The 17393-nt window shown below is 71.2% G+C and carries 17 protein-coding genes; 15 read left to right on the forward strand and 2 right to left on the reverse strand.

Annotation, left to right across the window (positions count from 1 at the left end):
• Positions 1 to 5 precede the first annotated feature (5 nt).
• Genes argC through DFJ67_RS24000 form a run of 10 tightly spaced genes read left to right on the forward strand, consistent with a single transcriptional unit; the run spans position 6 to position 9241 of the window.
• Positions 6 to 1007: an N-acetyl-gamma-glutamyl-phosphate reductase gene (gene argC / locus DFJ67_RS23955; protein ID WP_116070060.1), complete on the forward strand. Its 1002-nt coding sequence runs from the start codon at positions 6 to 8 to the stop codon at positions 1005 to 1007.
• Positions 1004 to 2179, forward strand: coding sequence for a bifunctional glutamate N-acetyltransferase/amino-acid acetyltransferase ArgJ (gene argJ / locus DFJ67_RS23960; protein WP_116070061.1), 1176 nt, complete (start codon positions 1004 to 1006; stop codon positions 2177 to 2179). The genes argC and argJ overlap by 4 nt, the downstream gene beginning before the upstream one ends.
• A complete protein-coding gene (gene argB / locus DFJ67_RS23965) occupies positions 2176 to 3069 on the forward strand; it encodes an acetylglutamate kinase (protein WP_116070062.1) in 894 nt (297 codons plus the stop codon). Before argJ ends, argB begins: the two co-directional genes overlap by 4 nt.
• Positions 3066 to 4220 carry an acetylornithine transaminase gene (locus tag DFJ67_RS23970; protein ID WP_116070063.1) on the forward strand — a complete coding sequence of 385 codons (1155 nt, stop codon included), beginning with the start codon at positions 3066 to 3068 and terminating at the stop codon, positions 4218 to 4220. The genes argB and DFJ67_RS23970 overlap by 4 nt, the downstream gene beginning before the upstream one ends.
• Positions 4217 to 5143 carry an ornithine carbamoyltransferase gene (gene argF / locus DFJ67_RS23975; RefSeq protein ID WP_116070064.1) on the forward strand — a complete coding sequence of 309 codons (927 nt, stop codon included), beginning with the start codon at positions 4217 to 4219 and terminating at the stop codon, positions 5141 to 5143. Before DFJ67_RS23970 ends, argF begins: the two co-directional genes overlap by 4 nt.
• Complete coding sequence (locus DFJ67_RS23980; RefSeq protein ID WP_116070065.1) at positions 5140 to 5646, forward strand: arginine repressor; 507 nt, start codon at positions 5140 to 5142, stop codon at positions 5644 to 5646. Before argF ends, DFJ67_RS23980 begins: the two co-directional genes overlap by 4 nt.
• A complete protein-coding gene (locus tag DFJ67_RS23985) occupies positions 5646 to 6857 on the forward strand; it encodes an argininosuccinate synthase (protein ID WP_116070066.1) in 1212 nt (403 codons plus the stop codon). The genes DFJ67_RS23980 and DFJ67_RS23985 overlap by 1 nt, the downstream gene beginning before the upstream one ends.
• Before the next feature lie 8 nt (positions 6858 to 6865).
• On the forward strand, positions 6866 to 8308 hold the full coding sequence (gene argH / locus DFJ67_RS23990) for an argininosuccinate lyase (protein WP_116070067.1): 1443 nt from the start codon (positions 6866 to 6868) through the stop codon (positions 8306 to 8308).
• Positions 8305 to 8901, forward strand: coding sequence for a DNA-3-methyladenine glycosylase (locus DFJ67_RS23995; protein WP_239097288.1), 597 nt, complete (start codon positions 8305 to 8307; stop codon positions 8899 to 8901). The genes argH and DFJ67_RS23995 overlap by 4 nt, the downstream gene beginning before the upstream one ends.
• 28 nt (positions 8902 to 8929) lie before the next feature.
• Positions 8930 to 9241: a GNAT family N-acetyltransferase gene (locus tag DFJ67_RS24000; RefSeq protein ID WP_275407667.1), complete on the forward strand. Its 312-nt coding sequence runs from the start codon at positions 8930 to 8932 to the stop codon at positions 9239 to 9241.
• 72 nt (positions 9242 to 9313) lie between these two features.
• Here the strand turns inward: DFJ67_RS24000 and DFJ67_RS24005 are convergent, their stop codons facing one another.
• Positions 9314 to 10216 (reverse strand): tetratricopeptide repeat protein, encoded by a 903-nt coding sequence (locus DFJ67_RS24005; RefSeq protein WP_170215943.1) that lies wholly within the window; start codon positions 10214 to 10216, stop codon positions 9314 to 9316.
• A gap of 1368 nt (positions 10217 to 11584) precedes the next feature.
• Here DFJ67_RS24005 and DFJ67_RS24010 point away from each other — a divergent pair.
• Positions 11585 to 13207 (forward strand): glycoside hydrolase family 10-like protein, encoded by a 1623-nt coding sequence (locus DFJ67_RS24010; RefSeq protein ID WP_116070071.1) that lies wholly within the window; start codon positions 11585 to 11587, stop codon positions 13205 to 13207.
• A gap of 43 nt (positions 13208 to 13250) precedes the next feature.
• Here DFJ67_RS24010 and DFJ67_RS24015 read toward each other — a convergent pair whose 3' ends face one another.
• Complete coding sequence (locus DFJ67_RS24015; protein ID WP_116070072.1) at positions 13251 to 13817, reverse strand: TetR/AcrR family transcriptional regulator; 567 nt, start codon at positions 13815 to 13817, stop codon at positions 13251 to 13253.
• A gap of 90 nt (positions 13818 to 13907) precedes the next feature.
• Between DFJ67_RS24015 and DFJ67_RS24020 the strand changes: the two genes are divergently transcribed.
• From DFJ67_RS24020 to DFJ67_RS24035, 4 genes are all read left to right on the forward strand, one after another.
• Entirely contained in the window at positions 13908 to 15326 is a 1419-nt protein-coding gene (locus tag DFJ67_RS24020; RefSeq protein WP_116070073.1) for an MFS transporter, read from the forward strand.
• Positions 15327 to 15359: 33 nt separating this feature from the next.
• Positions 15360 to 15719: a PadR family transcriptional regulator gene (locus DFJ67_RS24025; protein WP_116070074.1), complete on the forward strand. Its 360-nt coding sequence runs from the start codon at positions 15360 to 15362 to the stop codon at positions 15717 to 15719.
• On the forward strand, positions 15712 to 16386 hold the full coding sequence (locus DFJ67_RS24030; protein ID WP_147315581.1) for a hypothetical protein: 675 nt from the start codon (positions 15712 to 15714) through the stop codon (positions 16384 to 16386). The genes DFJ67_RS24025 and DFJ67_RS24030 overlap by 8 nt, the downstream gene beginning before the upstream one ends.
• A gap of 363 nt (positions 16387 to 16749) precedes the next feature.
• Entirely contained in the window at positions 16750 to 17379 is a 630-nt protein-coding gene (locus DFJ67_RS24035) for an FKBP-type peptidyl-prolyl cis-trans isomerase (protein ID WP_116076596.1), read from the forward strand.
• Positions 17380 to 17393 lie beyond the last annotated feature (14 nt).

Genomic DNA, 17393 nt, shown 5'->3' on the forward strand with positions numbered 1-17393 from the left:
TTTACATGGGCATCCGGGTCGCGGTGGCCGGGGCGAGTGGATACGCGGGCGGCGAGCTCGTCCGCCTGATCGCCGGGCACCCCGAGCTCGACCTCGTCGCCGTCACCGCGCACAGCCAGGCCGGCGCACCCCTCGCGGCCGTCCACCCGCAGCTCGCGGGCCTCGACCTGACGCTCACCACCACCGACCCCGCCGTGCTGGCCGACGCCGACCTGGTGTTCCTGGCCCTGCCACACGGCGAGTCGGCGGCCGTGGCCGCCCAGCTGCCCGAGTCGGTGCGGATCGTCGACCTCGGCGCCGACTTCCGGCTGACCGACCCGGCGGCCTGGGCCAGCTACTACGGCGGCCCGCACGCCGGCACCTGGACCTACGGGCTGCCCGAGCTGCCCGGCCAGCGCGCCGCCATCGCCGCGGCCGGCCGGGTCGCCAACACCGGCTGCTACGCCGCGACCATCACGCTCGCCCTCGCGCCGCTGATCGCCGCGGGAGCGGTCGAGGCCGACGACGTGGTCGTGGTCGCCGCCTCGGGCACCAGCGGCGCCGGCCGCGCGGCCAAGCCGCACCTGCTGGCCACCGAGGTGATGGGCGACCTGTCCACCTACAAGACCGGCACGCACCAGCACGTGCCGGAGATCAAGCAGGCCAGCGGCGCCCGCTCGCTGTCCTTCACCCCGCTGCTCGCGCCGATGCCGCGCGGCATCCTGGCCACCGTCACCGCCCGGCCGACCGGTGCGGCCGACGCCGCCGAGGTGCTCGCGGCCGCGTACGCCGGTGAGCCCTTCGTCAAGGTGTTGCCCGCAGGGGTCTTCCCGCGCACCGCGGCCACCCTCGGCTCCAACGCCTGCCACCTGCAAGCCACCGTCGATCGCGACTCGGGCCGGGTGATCGTGGTCAGCGCGCTCGACAACCTCGGCAAGGGCGCCGCCGGCCAGGCCGTGCAGTGCGCCAACCTCATGCTCGGCCTGCCGGAGACCACCGGCCTGTCCGCCTTCGGAGTCATGCCATGACGATCACTGCGCCCAAGGGTTTCCGCGCGCACGGTGTGGCCGCGGGTCTCAAGTCGGCCGCCGGCGCCCTCGACGTCGCGGTCGTCGTCAACGACGGTCCCGACGCGACCGCCGCCGGTGTCTTCACCGCCAACCGGGTCAAGGCGGCGCCGGTGCTGTGGAGCGAGCAGGTCGTGCGTGGGGGAGTGGTGCGCGCGGTGGTGCTCAACTCCGGTGGCGCCAACGCCTGCACCGGGCCGCTCGGCTTCCAGGACACGCACGCCACCGCCGAACACACCGCCGCGCTGGTCAGCGAGCACTCGCCGCGGCTGCTGATCGGTGCCAGCGAGGTCGCCGTCTGCTCCACCGGGCTGATCGGCGAGCGGCTGCCGATGGACAAACTGCTGTCGGGCGTACGCGCGGCGGTCAAGGGCCTGGCCCGCGACGGTGGCGCCGCGGCGGCACGGGCCATCATGACCACCGACACCCGGCCCAAGTCCACTGTGGTCGACGGCGGCGGCTGGCGGGTCGGCGGGATGGCCAAGGGCGCCGGCATGCTCGCGCCCGGGCTGGCGACGATGCTCTGCGTGCTGACCACCGACGCGGTCGCCGGCACCGAGACGCTCGACGCCGCGCTGCGGGAGGCCACCAGGCTGACCTTCGACCGGGTCGACTCCGACGGCTGCATGTCCACCAACGACACCGTGCTGCTGCTGGCCAGCGGGGCCAGCGGGATCGAGCCGACGCCCGAGGAGCTGGCCGAGGCGGTGACAGCGGCCTGCCGCGACCTGTGCGACCAGCTCGTCGACGACGCCGAGGGCGCGACCAAGAAGGTGGCGATCGAGGTCACCGGGGCCGCCACCGACGACGACGCGGTCGAGGTCGGTCGCTCGGTCGCCCGCAACAACCTGGTGAAGACCGCGCTGTTCGGCAACGACCCCAACTGGGGCCGGATCCTGGCCGCGGTGGGCACCACGGCCGCCGCCTTCGAGCCCGACCAGCTCGACGTCGCCGTCAACGGGGTCTGGGTCTGCCGCGCCGGCGGCGCAGCCGAAGACCGCTCTAAAGTAGACCTCACCGGGCGCGACGTGACGGTCAAGGTCGAGCTGCACGCCGGCACCGCCGCTGCCACGATCTGGACCAACGACCTGTCACACGGGTACGTGCACGAGAACTCGGCCTACTCGACATGACAGCTTCCCTTTCCCGCGACCTCAGCGACGCGCAGGTCAAGGCGGCGACGCTGATCGAGGCGCTGCCGTGGCTGGCCCGGTTCCACGGTGCCACCGTCGTCGTCAAATACGGCGGCAACGCGATGGTCGACCCGGAGCTCCAGCGGGCCTTCGCCGCCGACATGGTGTTCCTGCGCTACGCCGGCCTCAAGCCGGTCGTCGTGCACGGTGGCGGCCCGCAGATCTCCTCGATGCTGGCCCGGCTGGGCATCGTCACCGAGTTCCGCGGCGGCCTGCGGGTCACCACGCCGGAGGCGATGGACGTCGTCCGGATGGTGCTGGTCGGCCAGGTCGGCCGCCAACTGGTCGGTCTGATCAACGAGCACGGCCCCTACGCGGTCGGGCTCTCCGGCGAGGACGCCCGGCTGTTCACCGCGGTCCGCCGCCCGGCGTTCGTCGACGGCGAGCCGGTCGACGTCGGCCAGGTCGGCGACGTCGACGCGGTCAACACCTCGGCGGTCACCGACCTGATCGCCGCCGGCCGGATCCCGGTGATCTCCACGGTCGCGCCCGACGTCGACGGCGTGCTGCACAACCTCAACGCCGACACCGCCGCGGCCGCCCTGGCCATCGCGCTGGAGGCGCGCAAGCTGGTCGTGCTGACCGACGTGCCCGGCCTCTACGCCGACTGGCCCGACACCGCCAGCCTGGTCTCCCAGATCAGCACGGCCGACCTGGAAGTGCTGCTGCCGAGCCTGGCGGCGGGCATGGTGCCGAAGATGGAGGCCTGCCTGCGCGCGGTCCGCGGCGGGGTGCCGGCCGCACACGTGGTCGACGGCCGGGTCGCACACTCCACATTGCTCGAAGTGTTCACGTCGGAAGGTTTCGGAACCATGGTGGTGAACGCATGACCCTGGTCGACCGCTGGCAGCGGTCCATGATGGACAACTACGGCACGCCGCCGCTGGCATTGGTCCGCGGCACCGGCGCCGTCGTCACCGACGAGGCCGGCCGATCCTATGTCGACATGCTCGGCGGGATCGCCGTCAACGCGCTCGGCCACGCCCACCCCGCGGTGGTCGAAGCGGTCAGCCGCCAGGTGGCCACCCTCGGCCACGTCTCCAACCTCTTCGTCGCCGAGCCGCCGGTCGCCCTCGCCGAGCTGCTGTTGGCGCTGGCCGGCCGCCCGGGCCGGGTGTTCTTCTGCAACTCGGGCGCCGAGGCCAACGAGGCCGCCTTCAAGCTCTCCCGGCTGACCGGCCGCACCCACGTGGTCGCCACCGAGGGCGGTTTCCACGGGCGCACGATGGGCGCGCTGGCGCTGACCGGGCAGCCGGCCAAGGTCGACCCGTTCCGGCCCCTGCCCGGCGAGGTCACCCACGTGCCCTACGGCGACGCCGCGGCGCTGGCCGCCGCCGTCACCACCGAGACCGCGATGGTCATCCTCGAGCCGATCCAGGGCGAGAACGGCGTGGTCGTCCGGCCGCCCGGCTACCTGGCCGCGGCCCGCGAGATCACCACGAAGCACGGCGCGCTGCTGGTGCTCGACGAGGTGCAGACCGGGATCGGCCGCACCGGCCACTGGTTCGCACACCAGGCCGACGGCGTCGAGCCCGACGTGATCACCCTGGCCAAGGGCCTCGGCGGCGGGCTGCCGCTGGGCGCCTGCGTCGCGTTCGGCGCGGCCGGCGACCTGCTCGCGCCGGGCCAGCACGGCACCACGTTCGGCGGAAACCCGGTGAGCTGCGCCGCCGCCCTCGCGGTGATCGGCACGATCGCCAACGAGGGCCTGCTCGACTCGGTCAAGCGGGTCGGCGAGCGGCTCCGGCGCGGCATCGAGGCGCTCGACCACCCGCTGGTCGGCGAGGTCCGCGGCGCCGGCCTGCTGCTCGGCATCGTGCTCACGGAGCCGGTGTCCGGTGAGCTGGCCGGCCGGCTGCGCGAGGCCGGTTTCCTGGTCAACCCGGTGCAGCCCAACGCGATCCGGCTGGCACCACCCCTGATCCTGACCGCCGACCAGGCCGACGCGTTCGTCGCGGCCCTTTCCGAGGTAATCGCATGACTCGCCACTTCCTCCGCGACGACGACCTGAGCCCGGCCGAGCAGTCGGCGGTGCTCGACCTGGCCGCGGCGATGAAGGCCGACCGGTTCAAGTTCCGCACGCTCGAGGGACCGCAGTCGGTGGCGGTGCTGTTCGACAAGCAGAGCCTGCGCACCCGGGTCTCGTTCGCGGCCGGCATCGCCGAGCTCGGCGGCAACCCGATCGTGATAGACAGCGGCGGCACGCACGCCGGCCGCGGTGAGACCGCCGCGGACACCGGCCGGGTGCTGTCCCGCTACGTGTCGGCGATCGTCGTGCGTACGTTCGCCGACAGCCACCTCGCCGAGCTCGCCTCCGGCTCCACCGTGCCGGTGGTCAACGCGCTCACCGACGGCTTCCACCCGTGCCAGTTGCTGGCCGACCTGCTGACCGTGCGCGAGCGGTGCGGCGGCACGCAGGGGCGGGTGCTGGCCTACCTCGGCGACACCGGCAACAACATGTCGCACTCCTACCTGCTGGCCGGCGCCACGGCCGGGATGCACGTGCGGGTGGCTGGCCCCGACGCGCACCTGCCCAACCCGGCGGTGCTCGAACGGGCCACCGAGATCGCCGCGGGCACCGGCGGCTCGGTGCGCACGATGACCGACCCCTACGTCGCCGTCCAGGGCGCCGACGTCGTGGCCACCGACACCTGGACCTCGATGGGCCAGGAAGACGACGGCTACGACCGGATGGCGCCGTTCCTGCCCTACCGGATCGACGCCGACCTGGTCGCCGAGGCCGCCTCGCACGCGGTCGTGCTGCACTGCCTGCCGGCCCACCGCGGCCACGAGATCACCGACGACGTGCTCGACGGTGTCCAGAGCGCGGTGCTCGACCAGGCCGAGAACCGCCTGCACGCGCAGAAAGCGCTGCTCGCGTTCCTGCTGGGTGAGTCCGCATGACCTCGCCGATCACCCGCGCGGCGCGGCACGCCCGGATCGTCGAGCTGATCCGGGCCAAGGCGATCCGCTCGCAGACCGAGCTGGCCGAGCTGCTGGCCGGCGACGGCCTGGTGGTCACCCAGGCGACGCTGTCGCGTGACCTCGAGGAACTGCGCGCGGTCAAGGTGCGCGGCGCCGACGGCCCGGCCGCCTACGTGATCCCGGAAGACGGCGTACGCCCGCTGCGCGACGCCGAGGCCGCCTCGGCCCGGCTGATCCGCCTGCTCCGCGAACTGCTGACCGGGGTCGACGCGAGCGGCAACATCGCCGTGCTGCGAACCCCGCCCGGTGCGGCGCAGTTCCTGGCCAGCGCGCTGGACCGCACCGGGCTTCCCGAGGTCGTCGGCACCATCGCCGGCGACGACACGATCCTCGTCGTTTCTCGTGACGCCATGGGCGGAGCCGCCCTGGCCGACAAACTTTCCGGCTGGGCCGGAGAACCACTCGAAGGGAGCACCACCTGATGACCGAGCGCGTCGTCCTCGCATATTCCGGAGGCCTCGACACCTCCGTCGCCATTCCATACCTCGCCGAGAAGACCGGCGCCGAGGTGATCGCCGTGGCGGTCGACGTCGGCCAGGGCGGCGAGGACATGGGCGTGATCCGCCAGCGGGCGATCGACTGCGGTGCGGTCGAGTCCGAGGTGGTGGACGCGCGCGACGAGTTCGCGGCCGACTACTGCCTGCCCGCCATCCGCGCCAACGCGCTCTACATGGACCGCTACCCGCTGGTCTCGGCGCTGTCCCGGCCGCTGATCGTCAAGCACCTGGTCGCCGCGGCACGCAAGCACGGCGGCACGATCGTGTCGCACGGCTGCACCGGCAAGGGCAACGACCAGGTCCGCTTCGAGGTCGGCCTGGGCGCGCTCGCGCCCGAGCTCAAGGTGGTCGCACCGGCCCGCGACTTCGCCTGGACCCGGGACAAGGCGATCGCGTACGCGGAGGAGAAGGGCCTGCCGATCGACGTGTCGGCGAAATCCCCGTACTCCATTGACCAGAATCTTTGGGGTCGCGCCGTCGAGACGGGCTTCCTGGAGGACATCTGGAACGCCCCGATCGAAGACGTCTACTCCTACACCGCCAACCCGGCCGAGCCGCGCGACGCCGACGAGGTCGTGATCACCTTCGACGCCGGCGTACCCGTCGCGATCGACGGCGAGACCGTGACCCCGTTCCAGGCCGTCGCCGAGCTCAACCGGCGGGCCGGTGCCCAGGGCGTGGGCCGGCTCGACATGGTCGAGGACCGGCTGGTCGGGATCAAGAGCCGCGAGGTGTACGAGGCACCCGGCGCGATCGCCCTGATCACCGCGCACCAGGAGCTGGAGGCCGTCACCGTCGAGCGCGACGTGGCCCGGTTCAAGAAGAGCGTCGACCAGCGCTGGGCCGAGCTGGCCTACGACGGCCTGTGGTTCTCGCCGCTGAAGCACTCGCTGGACGCTTTCATCGACGAGAGTCAGAAGTACGTCACCGGCGAGGTGCGGCTGACCCTGCACGGCGGTCGTGCGGTCGTCACCGGCCGGCGCTCGGAGACGTCGCTCTACGACTTCGGCATGGCCACCTACGACACCGGCGACACGTTCGACCAGTCGCTGGCCAAGGGCTTCGTGCAGCTCTGGGGCCTGCCGTCGCGGATGGCGGCCGCCCGGGATGCCCGGTTCGGTGGCCCGTCGGCGTGACCGACAGAATGGTGTCCGTGACTGATCAGCCTGTTTCGCGCACGAGCCTGTGGGGCGGCCGGTTCGCCGGCGGCCCCGCGGAAGCGCTGGCCCGCCTGTCGGTGAGCGTCCAGTTCGACTGGCGCCTCGCGCCCTACGACCTGGCCGGGTCCCGGGCACACGCCCGGGTGCTCGCGCACGCCGGGTTGCTCGACGCCGAGGAGCTGGGCCAGACGCTGGCCGCGCTCGACGACCTGGAGGCGGCCTGCGCCTCCGGGTCGTTCCGGCCGACGGTCGACGACGAAGACGTGCACACCGCGCTCGAACGCGGGCTGCTGGAGCGGCTCGGCTCGCTCGGCGGCAAGCTGCGCGCCGGCCGCTCGCGCAACGACCAGGTCGCCACCGACCTGCGGCTGTATCTGCGCGATCATGCCCGCGGGGTGGCTTCGCGGCTCGTGGAGCTGGCGTCGGTGCTGGTCGAGCAGGCCGCGCAGCACGTCGAGACCCCGGCGCCGGGCATGACCCACCTCCAGCACGCCCAGCCGGTCACCTTCGGCCACTGGCTGCTGGCGCACGTGCAGCCACTGCTGCGCGACCTCGACCGGCTCCGCGACTGGGACAAGCGCACCGCGATCTCCCCGCTCGGCGCCGGCGCGCTGGCGGGCTCGTCGCTGCCGCTCGACCCGGTGGTGGTCGCCAAGGAGCTGGGCTTCACCACGTCGGCGGCCAACTCGATGGACGCCGTCGCCGACCGCGACTTCGTGGCCGAGTTCCTCTTCATCACCGCGCTGGCCGGGGTGCACCTGTCCCGGCTCGGCGAGGAGGTGGTGCTCTGGACCTCGCAGGAGTTCGGCTGGGTCGAGCTCGACGACGCGTTCGCGACCGGCTCGTCGATCATGCCGCAGAAGAAGAACGCCGACATCGCGGAGTTGGCCCGCGGCAAGTCCGGCCGGCTGATCGGCGGCCTCGTCACGGTGCTGACGATGCTCAAGGGCCTGCCGCTGACCTACGACCGCGACATGCAGGAAGACAAGGAACCGGTCTTCGACGCGGTCGACACGCTCGAACTGCTGCTGCCGGCGCTGGCCGGGATGATCGCCACGATGACCGTCCGGGTCGACCGCCTGGCGGCCGCCGCACCGGTCGGCTTCACGCTGGCCACCGAGGTGGCCGACTGGCTGGTCCGGCGCGGCGTTCCGTTCCGCGACGCGCACGAGGTGACCGGCAAGCTGGTCTCGCTCTGCGTGACCCGCGACTGCGCGCTCGACGAACTCTCCGACGACGACCTGCGCCAGGTCAGCCCGCTGCTGACCCCCGAGGTGGGCACGGTCCTGTCGGTCGAGTCGGCGCTCGCGTCGCGCACCACACCGGGCTCGACGGGCCCGGGCCCGGTCGCCGACCAGCTGGCGTCGGTGCAGGACAAGCTGGAAGGTTGGCGGGAGTGGGCCGCGCAGCGCGTCGTCCCGCGCTGAGGTCGGTGCTGGCAGGCGACGTCGAAGACGCCGCCCGGTCGCTGCTCGGCTGCACGCTGTCGGCGGGCGGGGTGACGGTCCGGCTGACCGAGGTGGAGGCCTACGCGGGGACGGGTGAGGACCCGGCCTCGCACGCCCACCGCGGCCGGACCACCCGCAACGCCATCATGTTCGGTCCGGCCGGGTTCTCCTACGTCTATTTCACCTATGGCATGCACTGGTGCATGAACGTGGTCACCGGCACGCCCGGGGTGGCCTCGGCGGTCCTGCTGCGGGCCGGCGAGGTGGTGTCCGGTGTGGACGCCGCCCGGGCCCGCCGGCTCACCGTGAAGCGCGACGTCGACCTGGCCCGCGGTCCGGCGCGGCTCTGCTCGGCGTTGGGCATCGACCGCTCGGCTTATGGGCTGGACCTGTTCGACCGGGCCAGCCCGGTGCGGCTGGCCTGGGGACCGTCGGCGGTGCCGGCCACCGCGATCGCGGCCGGGCCGCGGGTCGGCGTGACCGGCGCGCACGACCTCGAGTGGCGCTTCTGGATCGCCGGCGACCCGACGGTCAGCGCCTACCGCCGGCACGTACCCAAGACCCGCATTTAAGAGGTAAGGCCGCCGGCGACAGTCGGGCGTGGCGCGGCGGAGCGGGGGGTGTCTCCCCGCCCCGTACGGTTTCCACGGTCCGCCCGACGGCGATGGCATGGTGGAGATCGGATACGGCACCGATCCGGATTACCGCAGGCGTGGCTACGCCAGGTCAATGGTGCCCGAATTGCTGCGCTGGGCCGCCGCCGAGCGCTCGGCTGTCACGGTGCGGGCCAGCATCAGCCCCGAGAACCATGCCTCGCTGGCGACCATTGCCGGATTCGGCTTCGTCCATGTGGGCGAGCAGTGGGACGACGAGGACGGCACGGAGTTCCTCTACGAACGCCCGGCCCGGTAGAAGCCCGCTCATCGGCAGATCCGCTCGCTGGCGGCGCGACCACGGACGTGGTCGCCGGCCGCTGCGAACGCACTAGGTAGCCGCCTTGTCCCAGCGGCCCGGAAGCTGACGCACCACTCGTGCGCTGCCCTCCTCGGACTCGTCGTGGAGGTTCGCGGACTGGTGTGCGCCCTTGATGAGGTACGCCCTCGCGATCGGGTTCGTCTCCTTGAGCGCGACCGCGGCGGCCTTGAGCTCGGCGAACCGCCGCTGTTCGGTCAGTAACCACCCGAGCTGCTGGTAGGACGGGTTGTGGCCCGCCTCTGCCACCTGGGCCTGGACGACCACAGTCGCCTCCGCCAGCCTGCCGTGCGCCGCCAGCAGGCGCGTCAGCCGGTCGCGAACGTGGTTCTCGCCGGCCTCGACGGCAGCCCGGTACGCGGCCACCGCCTCGTCGACGTGGCCGAACTTCTCGAAGATCGCACCCAGCGGCCAGCGCGCGACACCTTCGGCGCCGATCGCCGCCCGGTAGGCCTGGACCGCTTCCTCGAACTGGTCGTTGCGGGCGTACATCTTCGCTAGTGCCGCGCCCGCCGCGACGTCGCCCTCCGCCACCGCCGCGCGATACTCGACAATGGACTCCTCGATCCGCTCCGCCTTGCAGAGCAGGATGGCGAGATCGACCCTGGCCCGCGGCTCGCCCGCCGCCAGAGCCACCCGCCCTACTGCGACCGCCTCGTCAAACCGGCCCCAGCGGGCCAGCATGTAGGCGAGGCCATGGTGGGCGTGGGCCACACCGGAGTCGATGGCGGTCTGCCACACCGCCTCCGCGTCATCGGCGCGTCCATGCTCGACCAGCAGGTCGGACAGGCGGTCGAGATCCTCCCAGTGGCCCCCGCGAACACGGTCTTCCAGAAACGCGATCGCGTCGTCCGGCCGTCCCTGCTCCACCAGCGACTCGACGTGGTCATACGGGTAAACCGACTCGTCGATCATCCCGGCACGATACGGGCGCGTCCCCGGGACGGCCATCCGATATTCGGAGTCGGCCATCGGGTGCAGTGTCCACCTGCGCCCGATCGAGATCGTGCAAAGTCAACACGACGTGGTGGACATGCCGGGCGGCGCCCGTGGTGCAAACACTGGTCCTAACAGATCCAGGTGTGGGCCGACTACCCTGACGTGGATCGGACTAGCGCTGGCCTCTCACTCTCTGGGGGACCATATGCGCGGTACCAGTATTGGCGCGTGCCCGCTCCGCGCCCATCTCGATCCGCGCCTCTTGCGACAGCGCCGGGGCCACAGCGCCTCCCAGGTCGCCGTCTTCGCGTTCACCGCGTTCGTGAGTTTTCAGTGGTCAGTGTGGGCGCTGTCCAACAGCCGTTGGTAATAGCTCGACTCGTAGCCGGCCAAACGCGGTATCACCCGAGCGAGGTCCTGTTCACGTGCCGCAAGAACATCCCACCACCGATCATCGAGTCGGCGCTGTGGTTCAGCCAGCTGCTGACGCAGTCGGCGACGTCGGAGTCGAGTGTGACCATCTCGATCCCGCGAGGTCGTTGACCTCCAGGCGGGCTTGGCCGAGGCGCCAGCCGGGTTCCAGCACGCGACGGGCGAGGTGCGCGTCCCCGTAACCCCACCCGGGTTCGAGCCCGTCAGGACCGCCGGGGTTCGAGCCTGTCGTGCATCTCCAATGCAGACGGACACAATCCCTCGCCTTTCCGGGCTGAAATCAGATGACGGCGACGGTGTGCAGCCGGATGCGGTCATCGGCATGAGCGGAGGTCGCGCGGCGAACCGAAGCTCGACGGGCTCAGGACGCGCTGCCTGGCTTCGTCCGAGCGATCGAAGTGAGCGACATATCGCTGGCTCTCGTCCGGATCGCCGCGTCGTCTGCCGCGAGTTCAACGGGACAGCCTGACCAGGGCCGTGTGGCGAACCCCTGCTCGGGCACCCCACTTCTCGTAGCTCTCCACGTCGGTGAACCCGACCTCCGCGGCCAGGCGCATCTACTACTACAGCGACGTGGCCCTTTCCTGATGACGTGCGCCGCCCGCCGCCGCTCAATGACCTGGGTGGCGGGTGGGCGCAGTCCGGAGCTGCGCGAATGCGTTCCGATCATGCCGCACCAACCGTGGGAACTGTTGCCATCCCGTGAAAGAACATGTACGCCCGAACAGGCCCACCCCGTCCGCGCCGCGACACGCCGGCCGCAGGCTGTGCCCCCTGCCAGCGGGCGGGGTCAAGGTCCGAGTCACCGAGACACGCATTCAAGTAGGTCTTGCTTTCGGGTGCGCTTCCCGTGAAGATTTCCTTCAGTGGTTTGTCACTGACGGCGAAAATCTCCAATGGAGGTACGCACGTATGAAACGCCCCATCGGCGCGGCGTTGAGCGCTGCCGTGCTGTCCGTCTCGTTGCTCGCACTCGCGCCCGCGCCGGCTTCCGCCGCGCCCACCACCGGCTCGACCGCCGCCTGTGTCACCAACCCGGCCGCGCCCAAGCGGGAGTTCCGGGCGATGTGGATCTCGTCGGTCGTCAACATCGACTGGCCGACCAAGGCGTCGCAGACCGCGCCCGACCGGATCGCCGCGCAGAAGGCCGAATATCTCGGCTGGCTCGACCTGGCACAGCGGCTGCACCACACCGCGGTGGTCGTGCAGGTCCGGCCGACCGCCGACGCGTTCTGGCCCTCGCCGCACGAGCCCTGGTCGGAGTTTCTCACCGGGGTGCGCGGCCAGGACCCGGGCTGGGACCCGCTGGCCTTCCTGATCGGCGAGGCGCACAAGCGCAACCTCGAGTTCCACGCCTGGATGAACCCCTACCGGGTCTCGATGCCCGACGGTGCCGGCGTCGACATCAACAAGCTGGCGCCCAACCACCCGGTGCGGCAGCACCCCGACTGGGTGCAGGCCTACCCGGTCAACGCCGCCGGCGCCCGGCTCTACTACAACCCCGGCATTCCCGAGGTACGCGCGTTCGTGCAGACCGCGATGCTCGACGCGGTGGCCCGCTACGACGTCGACGGGGTGCACTTCGACGACTACTTCTACCCCTACCCGGCGGCCAACCAGGACTTCGCCGACGACGCGACGTTCGCCGCCTACAACCGGGGCTTCACCAACAAGGCCGACTGGCGGCGCGACAACATCAACCTGCTGGTCCAGGAGTTCGGCGCCGCGGTGAAGCGGGTCAAGCCCTGGGTGAAGTTCGGCATCAGCCCGTTCGGCATCTGGCGCAACAAGACCGCCGACCCGCTCGGCTCCGACACGGCCGGCTCGCAGTCCTACGACATCATCTCCGCCGACACCCGCAAGTGGGTCAAGGAGGGGTGGATCGACTACATCGTGCCGCAGATCTACTGGAGCATCGGGTTCACGGTGGCCGACTACGCCAAGCTGATCCCGTGGTGGTCCGACGTGGTCGCCGGCACCGACGTGCAGCTCTACATCGGCGAGGCCGACTACAAGATCGCGGCCAACGCCGACACCAACTGGAACGACCCGCGGGAGATGACCGACCACCTGGCGTTCGCGCAGGACTACAACGTGTCGGGCCACGTGCACTTCAGCGCGGTGCAGGTGCGCGACAACAAGCTGGGCGCCACCGACATCTACGCGGCCGAGCACTACGCGCACCCGGCGCTGGTGCCCACCATGACCCACCTGCCACACAAACCGCTGATGTTCCCGGTGGTCACGTCGGCGACCCGCGACGGGGCGGGGGCGGTCACCCTGCGCTGGCACCAACCGGTCGACGGGGTGGGGCCATTCGGCAAGGCGACGTCGTACGCGGTCTACCGCTTCGACGGCACCCGCGTCCCGAACGCCTGCGACCTGGCCGACGCGACCCACCTGATCGGCACCGCCCGGGCGCAGTCCTATGTGGATACGTCAGCGCGGGCCGGGCAGCGCTACACCTACGTGGTGACCGCGCTCGACCGGCTGTGGAACGAGAGCCCGATGGGGCTGCCGAGGCCGGTGCGCTGATCCCGGTTTTTCCTGCTGGCCGCCCGTCGTCACTGGCGGGCGGTCAGTTCTTGTAGCGGTTCTCGTGCTCGAAGCTGCCGATCATCTCGGTCATCCACGGGTCCTGGGCGACCGGGTCGGGACCGATCACCTTCATCGACGCCAGCACGGTGAGCAGCATGCCGGTCGACATGAAGTCGCGGGCCTCGCCGTCGGTCACACCGGTCAGCCCCCGCACGAGCGTGTAGATGTTGCCGTAGCAGCCGCGCGCCGTGCGGCCGATCTCCTCGTCGGCGTTGGCCGCCGCGAAGCCGTGCAGCAGCACGGGCAGCAGGTAACGCTCGGCCAGTAGCTTGTCGAAGCCGTTGGCCAGGTCGGCGAGCTGTGCACCGCTGGCCGGCGCCGCTTCCCGGAAGGCCTCCTGGATCCGGCCGCTGACGTGCTCGATCACCGTGATGAACAGCGCCTTCTTCGAGCCGAAGAGCCGGATCACGTAGGGCTGCGATACCTCGGCCAGTCGCGCGATGTCGTCGGTGCTCGTGCCGGCGTACCCGCCCTTGGCGAACGCGATGATCGCCGCGTCGATGAGCTGCACGCTGCGCTCGGCGGCGGTGAGCCGGGTGCGGGTCACGTGTCCTCCTCGGGTTTGTCGTTGACATGTTATCAGTCGATTACTACTCTCCAAGTTATCAGTGGATAACAACAAGGGGGACCCGTCGTCATGACCACCACCGCCACACCACCTGTGGCCGCCGCGCCGTCCAGCGCGCGGACCCGTTCCCTGGCCGCCGTGCTGCTCGCGGTCGGGGTGCCGATGTTCATGGTCACGCTGGACAACCTGGTCGTGACCACGGCGCTGCCGGTGATCAAGACCGAACTCGGCGCATCGCTCACCGACCTGTCGTGGTTCGTCAACGCCTACACGCTGCCGTTCGCGGCGCTGCTGCTCACCGCCGCCGCGGTCGGCGACCGGATCGGCCGGCGCCGGCTGTTCGTCGCCGGCATCGCGCTGTTCACGCTCGCCTCGGCCGCCTGCGCGCTGGCCACCGAACCGTGGATGCTGACCGCCGCCCGCGCGGTGCAGGGCATCGGCGGCGCCGCGGTCATGCCACTGTCGCTGACGCTGCTGGCGGCGGCCGTCCCCGAGAAGATGCGCAACGCGGCGATCGGCATCTGGGGCGGGATCAGCGGTCTCGGCGTGGCGGTCGGCCCGGTCGTCGGCGGCGCGGTCGCCCAGGGCCTGCACTGGACCTGGATCTTCTGGCTCAACGTGCCGATCGGCGTGGTCGCGATCGTGCTGGTCCGCCTGGTCCTCAATGAGTCGCACGGCGGCGCCCGCAAGCTCGACCCGATCGGCCTGGTGCTGGTCTCGCTCGGCATGCTCGGCCTGATCTGGGGCGTCGTGCACGGTCAGGACGACGGCTGGACGTCACTGTCGGTGCTCGGCACGCTGATCGCCGGCGGCGCGCTGCTCGCGGCGTTCATCGGCTGGGAGCGCAAGGCACCCGCGCCGATGCTGCCGCTGCGCCTGTTCCGCTCGCGGGCCTTCACCTCGGTCAACATCATGGCGTTCCTGTTCAGCGCGGGCGTCTTCGGATCGGTCTTCCTGCTGGCCCAGTTCTTCCAGGTGGTGCAGGGCTACGGCCCGTTCGGCTCGGGCATCCGCACGCTGCCCTGGACGGCGGCGCCGATGGTGGTCGCGCCGATCGCCGGTCTGCTGGTCGGCCGGGTCGGCAGCCGGGTGCTGATCGTGCTCGGCCAGGCACTGCTGGCCCTGGGCCTGCTCTGGGTCGCGCTGGAGACCACGGTCGGCGTCGGTTTCGGCTCGCTGGTGCCGGCCTTCGTCCTCGCCGGGATCGGCATGGGCCTGACCTTCGCGCCGATGAGCACGGTCGCGCTGAACAGCGTCGACCCGGCGTCGCAGGGCGTCGCGTCCGGCACGGTCAACACGGTCCGCGAGTTCGGCGTGGCGGTCGGCGTCGCCGCGCTGGCATCGGTCTTCGCCAGCCAGGGCAGCTACGCCAACCCGCAGTCGTACGTGGACGGCGTGGTCCCCGCGGTCCTCGTCGGTGCCGCGGTGGTCGCGGCGGCCGCGCTGTCCGCGCTGCTCCTGCCGGGCCACCGGCGGAAGGCTATTTGACGACACCTAATAGTGCTCACTACTATGTGTCGCATGACACCAGTCGAGGGCCCCGAGCGGCAAACCCAACTGCTGCGCGGGGCTCTCGACATGTGCATGCTCGCGCTGCTGGCCAAGGAGCCGGCACACGGCTATGAGCTGGTGCGGCGGCTCGACGAGGCGGGTCTCGACGCGGGCGGCTACGGCACGGTCTATCCGCTGCTGACCCGCATGCGCCGGCTGGGCCTGGTCGTCGACGAGGTCCAGGAGAGCCCGAGCGGGCCGCGCCGCAAGGTCTACGCCGTCACCGCGGCCGGCCACCAGCGGCTGGCCGCCTGGGAGGGCCAATGGCACCGGTTCGTCAACACCGTCAACGCGACCCTCGCCGACACCGCCGGAGGCGGCCATGAGTGAGACCCCACTATGGACAATCGACCAGGCGATGTCCGCCGCGGAGCGGGAATGGCGCCGCCTGCATGTGCATCCGGCCGACCTGGCCAAGCTCAGTCGCGACCTGCGCGACGACCTGACGGCGGCCGCAACCGAGGGGGTCGGGCCAGCGGAGCTGATCGGGCCCGATGTGCGCGGGTTCGCCCGCCGGTTGGCCGCCGAGGCGCCGCGGATTCCTTGTGAGTTCCGCCGCCTCCTGCTGACGGCGCTCGTGGGTGCGCTGCCCGGCATCCTGGTCGGCTACGCGGTGATCTTCGCGCACATCCCGGTGCCGGCCCGGTTGGAGACGCAACAACCGGGGACCGGTGAGGTGCTTCTCGCCTATACCGTGCTGGCCGCCCTCGTGGTGGCGTCGTCGCTGCTCACGGTGTGGTTCCGGCTGCGGGACCTGCCATCGATGGGGCACACCGTTCTCGGGATGGCGCTGTTGGTGCCGCTGGCCGGCCTTGTCGTGACGCCGGTGACGATGGGGTTCGCGGCCCTGGTCAACTACAGCAACGCACTGCCGGTGGTCGTGATCGAGTGCGGCCTGGTCTTGGCCGCTCTGGGCGGAGCGGTTGTGCTGGCCCGGCGCTGGTCATTGCGCGGTTGGGTAGCCACCGGCGTGCCCCAGCACCTCCCGGCTAGCTGACTGGGTCTCCGGGGCGCTGCCCCGGACCCCGGCCGAGCTGCGGGGACCCAGCCGGAGGTCCGGGGCGGGTCCCGTTGTCGGTCTTCGCAAGGGCATCAGGATGTTCGGGCGGTGACAAGGTCGTTCGTCCAGTTGGGCGCTCCACCTTGTCACCGCCCGAACATCCTGACCTTTGGGCTACGCCCGACAACGGGACCCGCCCCTGGCCTTGGGGGTGGTGTGACAGGTGAGGCCGGTTGGATTCTCAATCGGACTTGGGTTGGTTTGACCCTGCCGATGCTCAGCTGACGCCGGTACCGTGTCCGGAGCGGTCCGGGCCGGCCGGACACTAGCTGTGAGGGCGAGACAACCGTGAGCAACCGGATGGTCGACACCAAGAACGACCGGAAGGCCGCCGTCAAGGCGGCCCGCAAGGCTGCCGCCGAGCGGGCGGCCAAGGCCAAGCGGCGCCGTCAGCAGCTCGCCGTTGTGCTCGCGGGCCTGGCCGTGGTGGCCATCGTCCTGGCGATCGTGCTGTTCACCAAGGGTGGCGGCAACGACACCTCGACGCAGTCGTCGGCCGGTGCCGCGCCCAGCGCCTCGGCTGCCGCGCCGCCGGCCAACGGGATTCCGGCCGATGTCGACCCGGCGCTCAAGACCAAACCGGTCGTGAAGTCGGGGGAGGGCGACGTGACGGCGCTCAAGGTGACCCCGTTGATCGAGGGCAAGGGGCCGGCCGCGAAGAGCGGGCAGACCGTGACGGTCAACTATGTGGGCGTGACCTACAAGACCGGCGAAGAGTTCGACGCCTCCTGGAAGACGGGCCAGCCGTTCCCGGTGCAGCTCGGCTCCGGCACCGTGATCGAGGGCTGGGACAAGGGGCTGGTCGGCGCCAAGGTCGGCAGCCGGCTCCAGCTCGACATCCCGGCCGCGATGGCCTACGGCGACAACCCGCCGGCCGGCTACCCCGCGGGGGCGCTGCGGTTCGTGGTCGACGTGCTCTCGGTGCAGTAAACCGGGTGCGGCCG

Origin of the sequence: Asanoa ferruginea (genome assembly GCF_003387075.1) — a bacterium.
Taxonomy (GTDB): Bacteria; Actinomycetota; Actinomycetes; order Mycobacteriales; family Micromonosporaceae; genus Asanoa; species Asanoa ferruginea.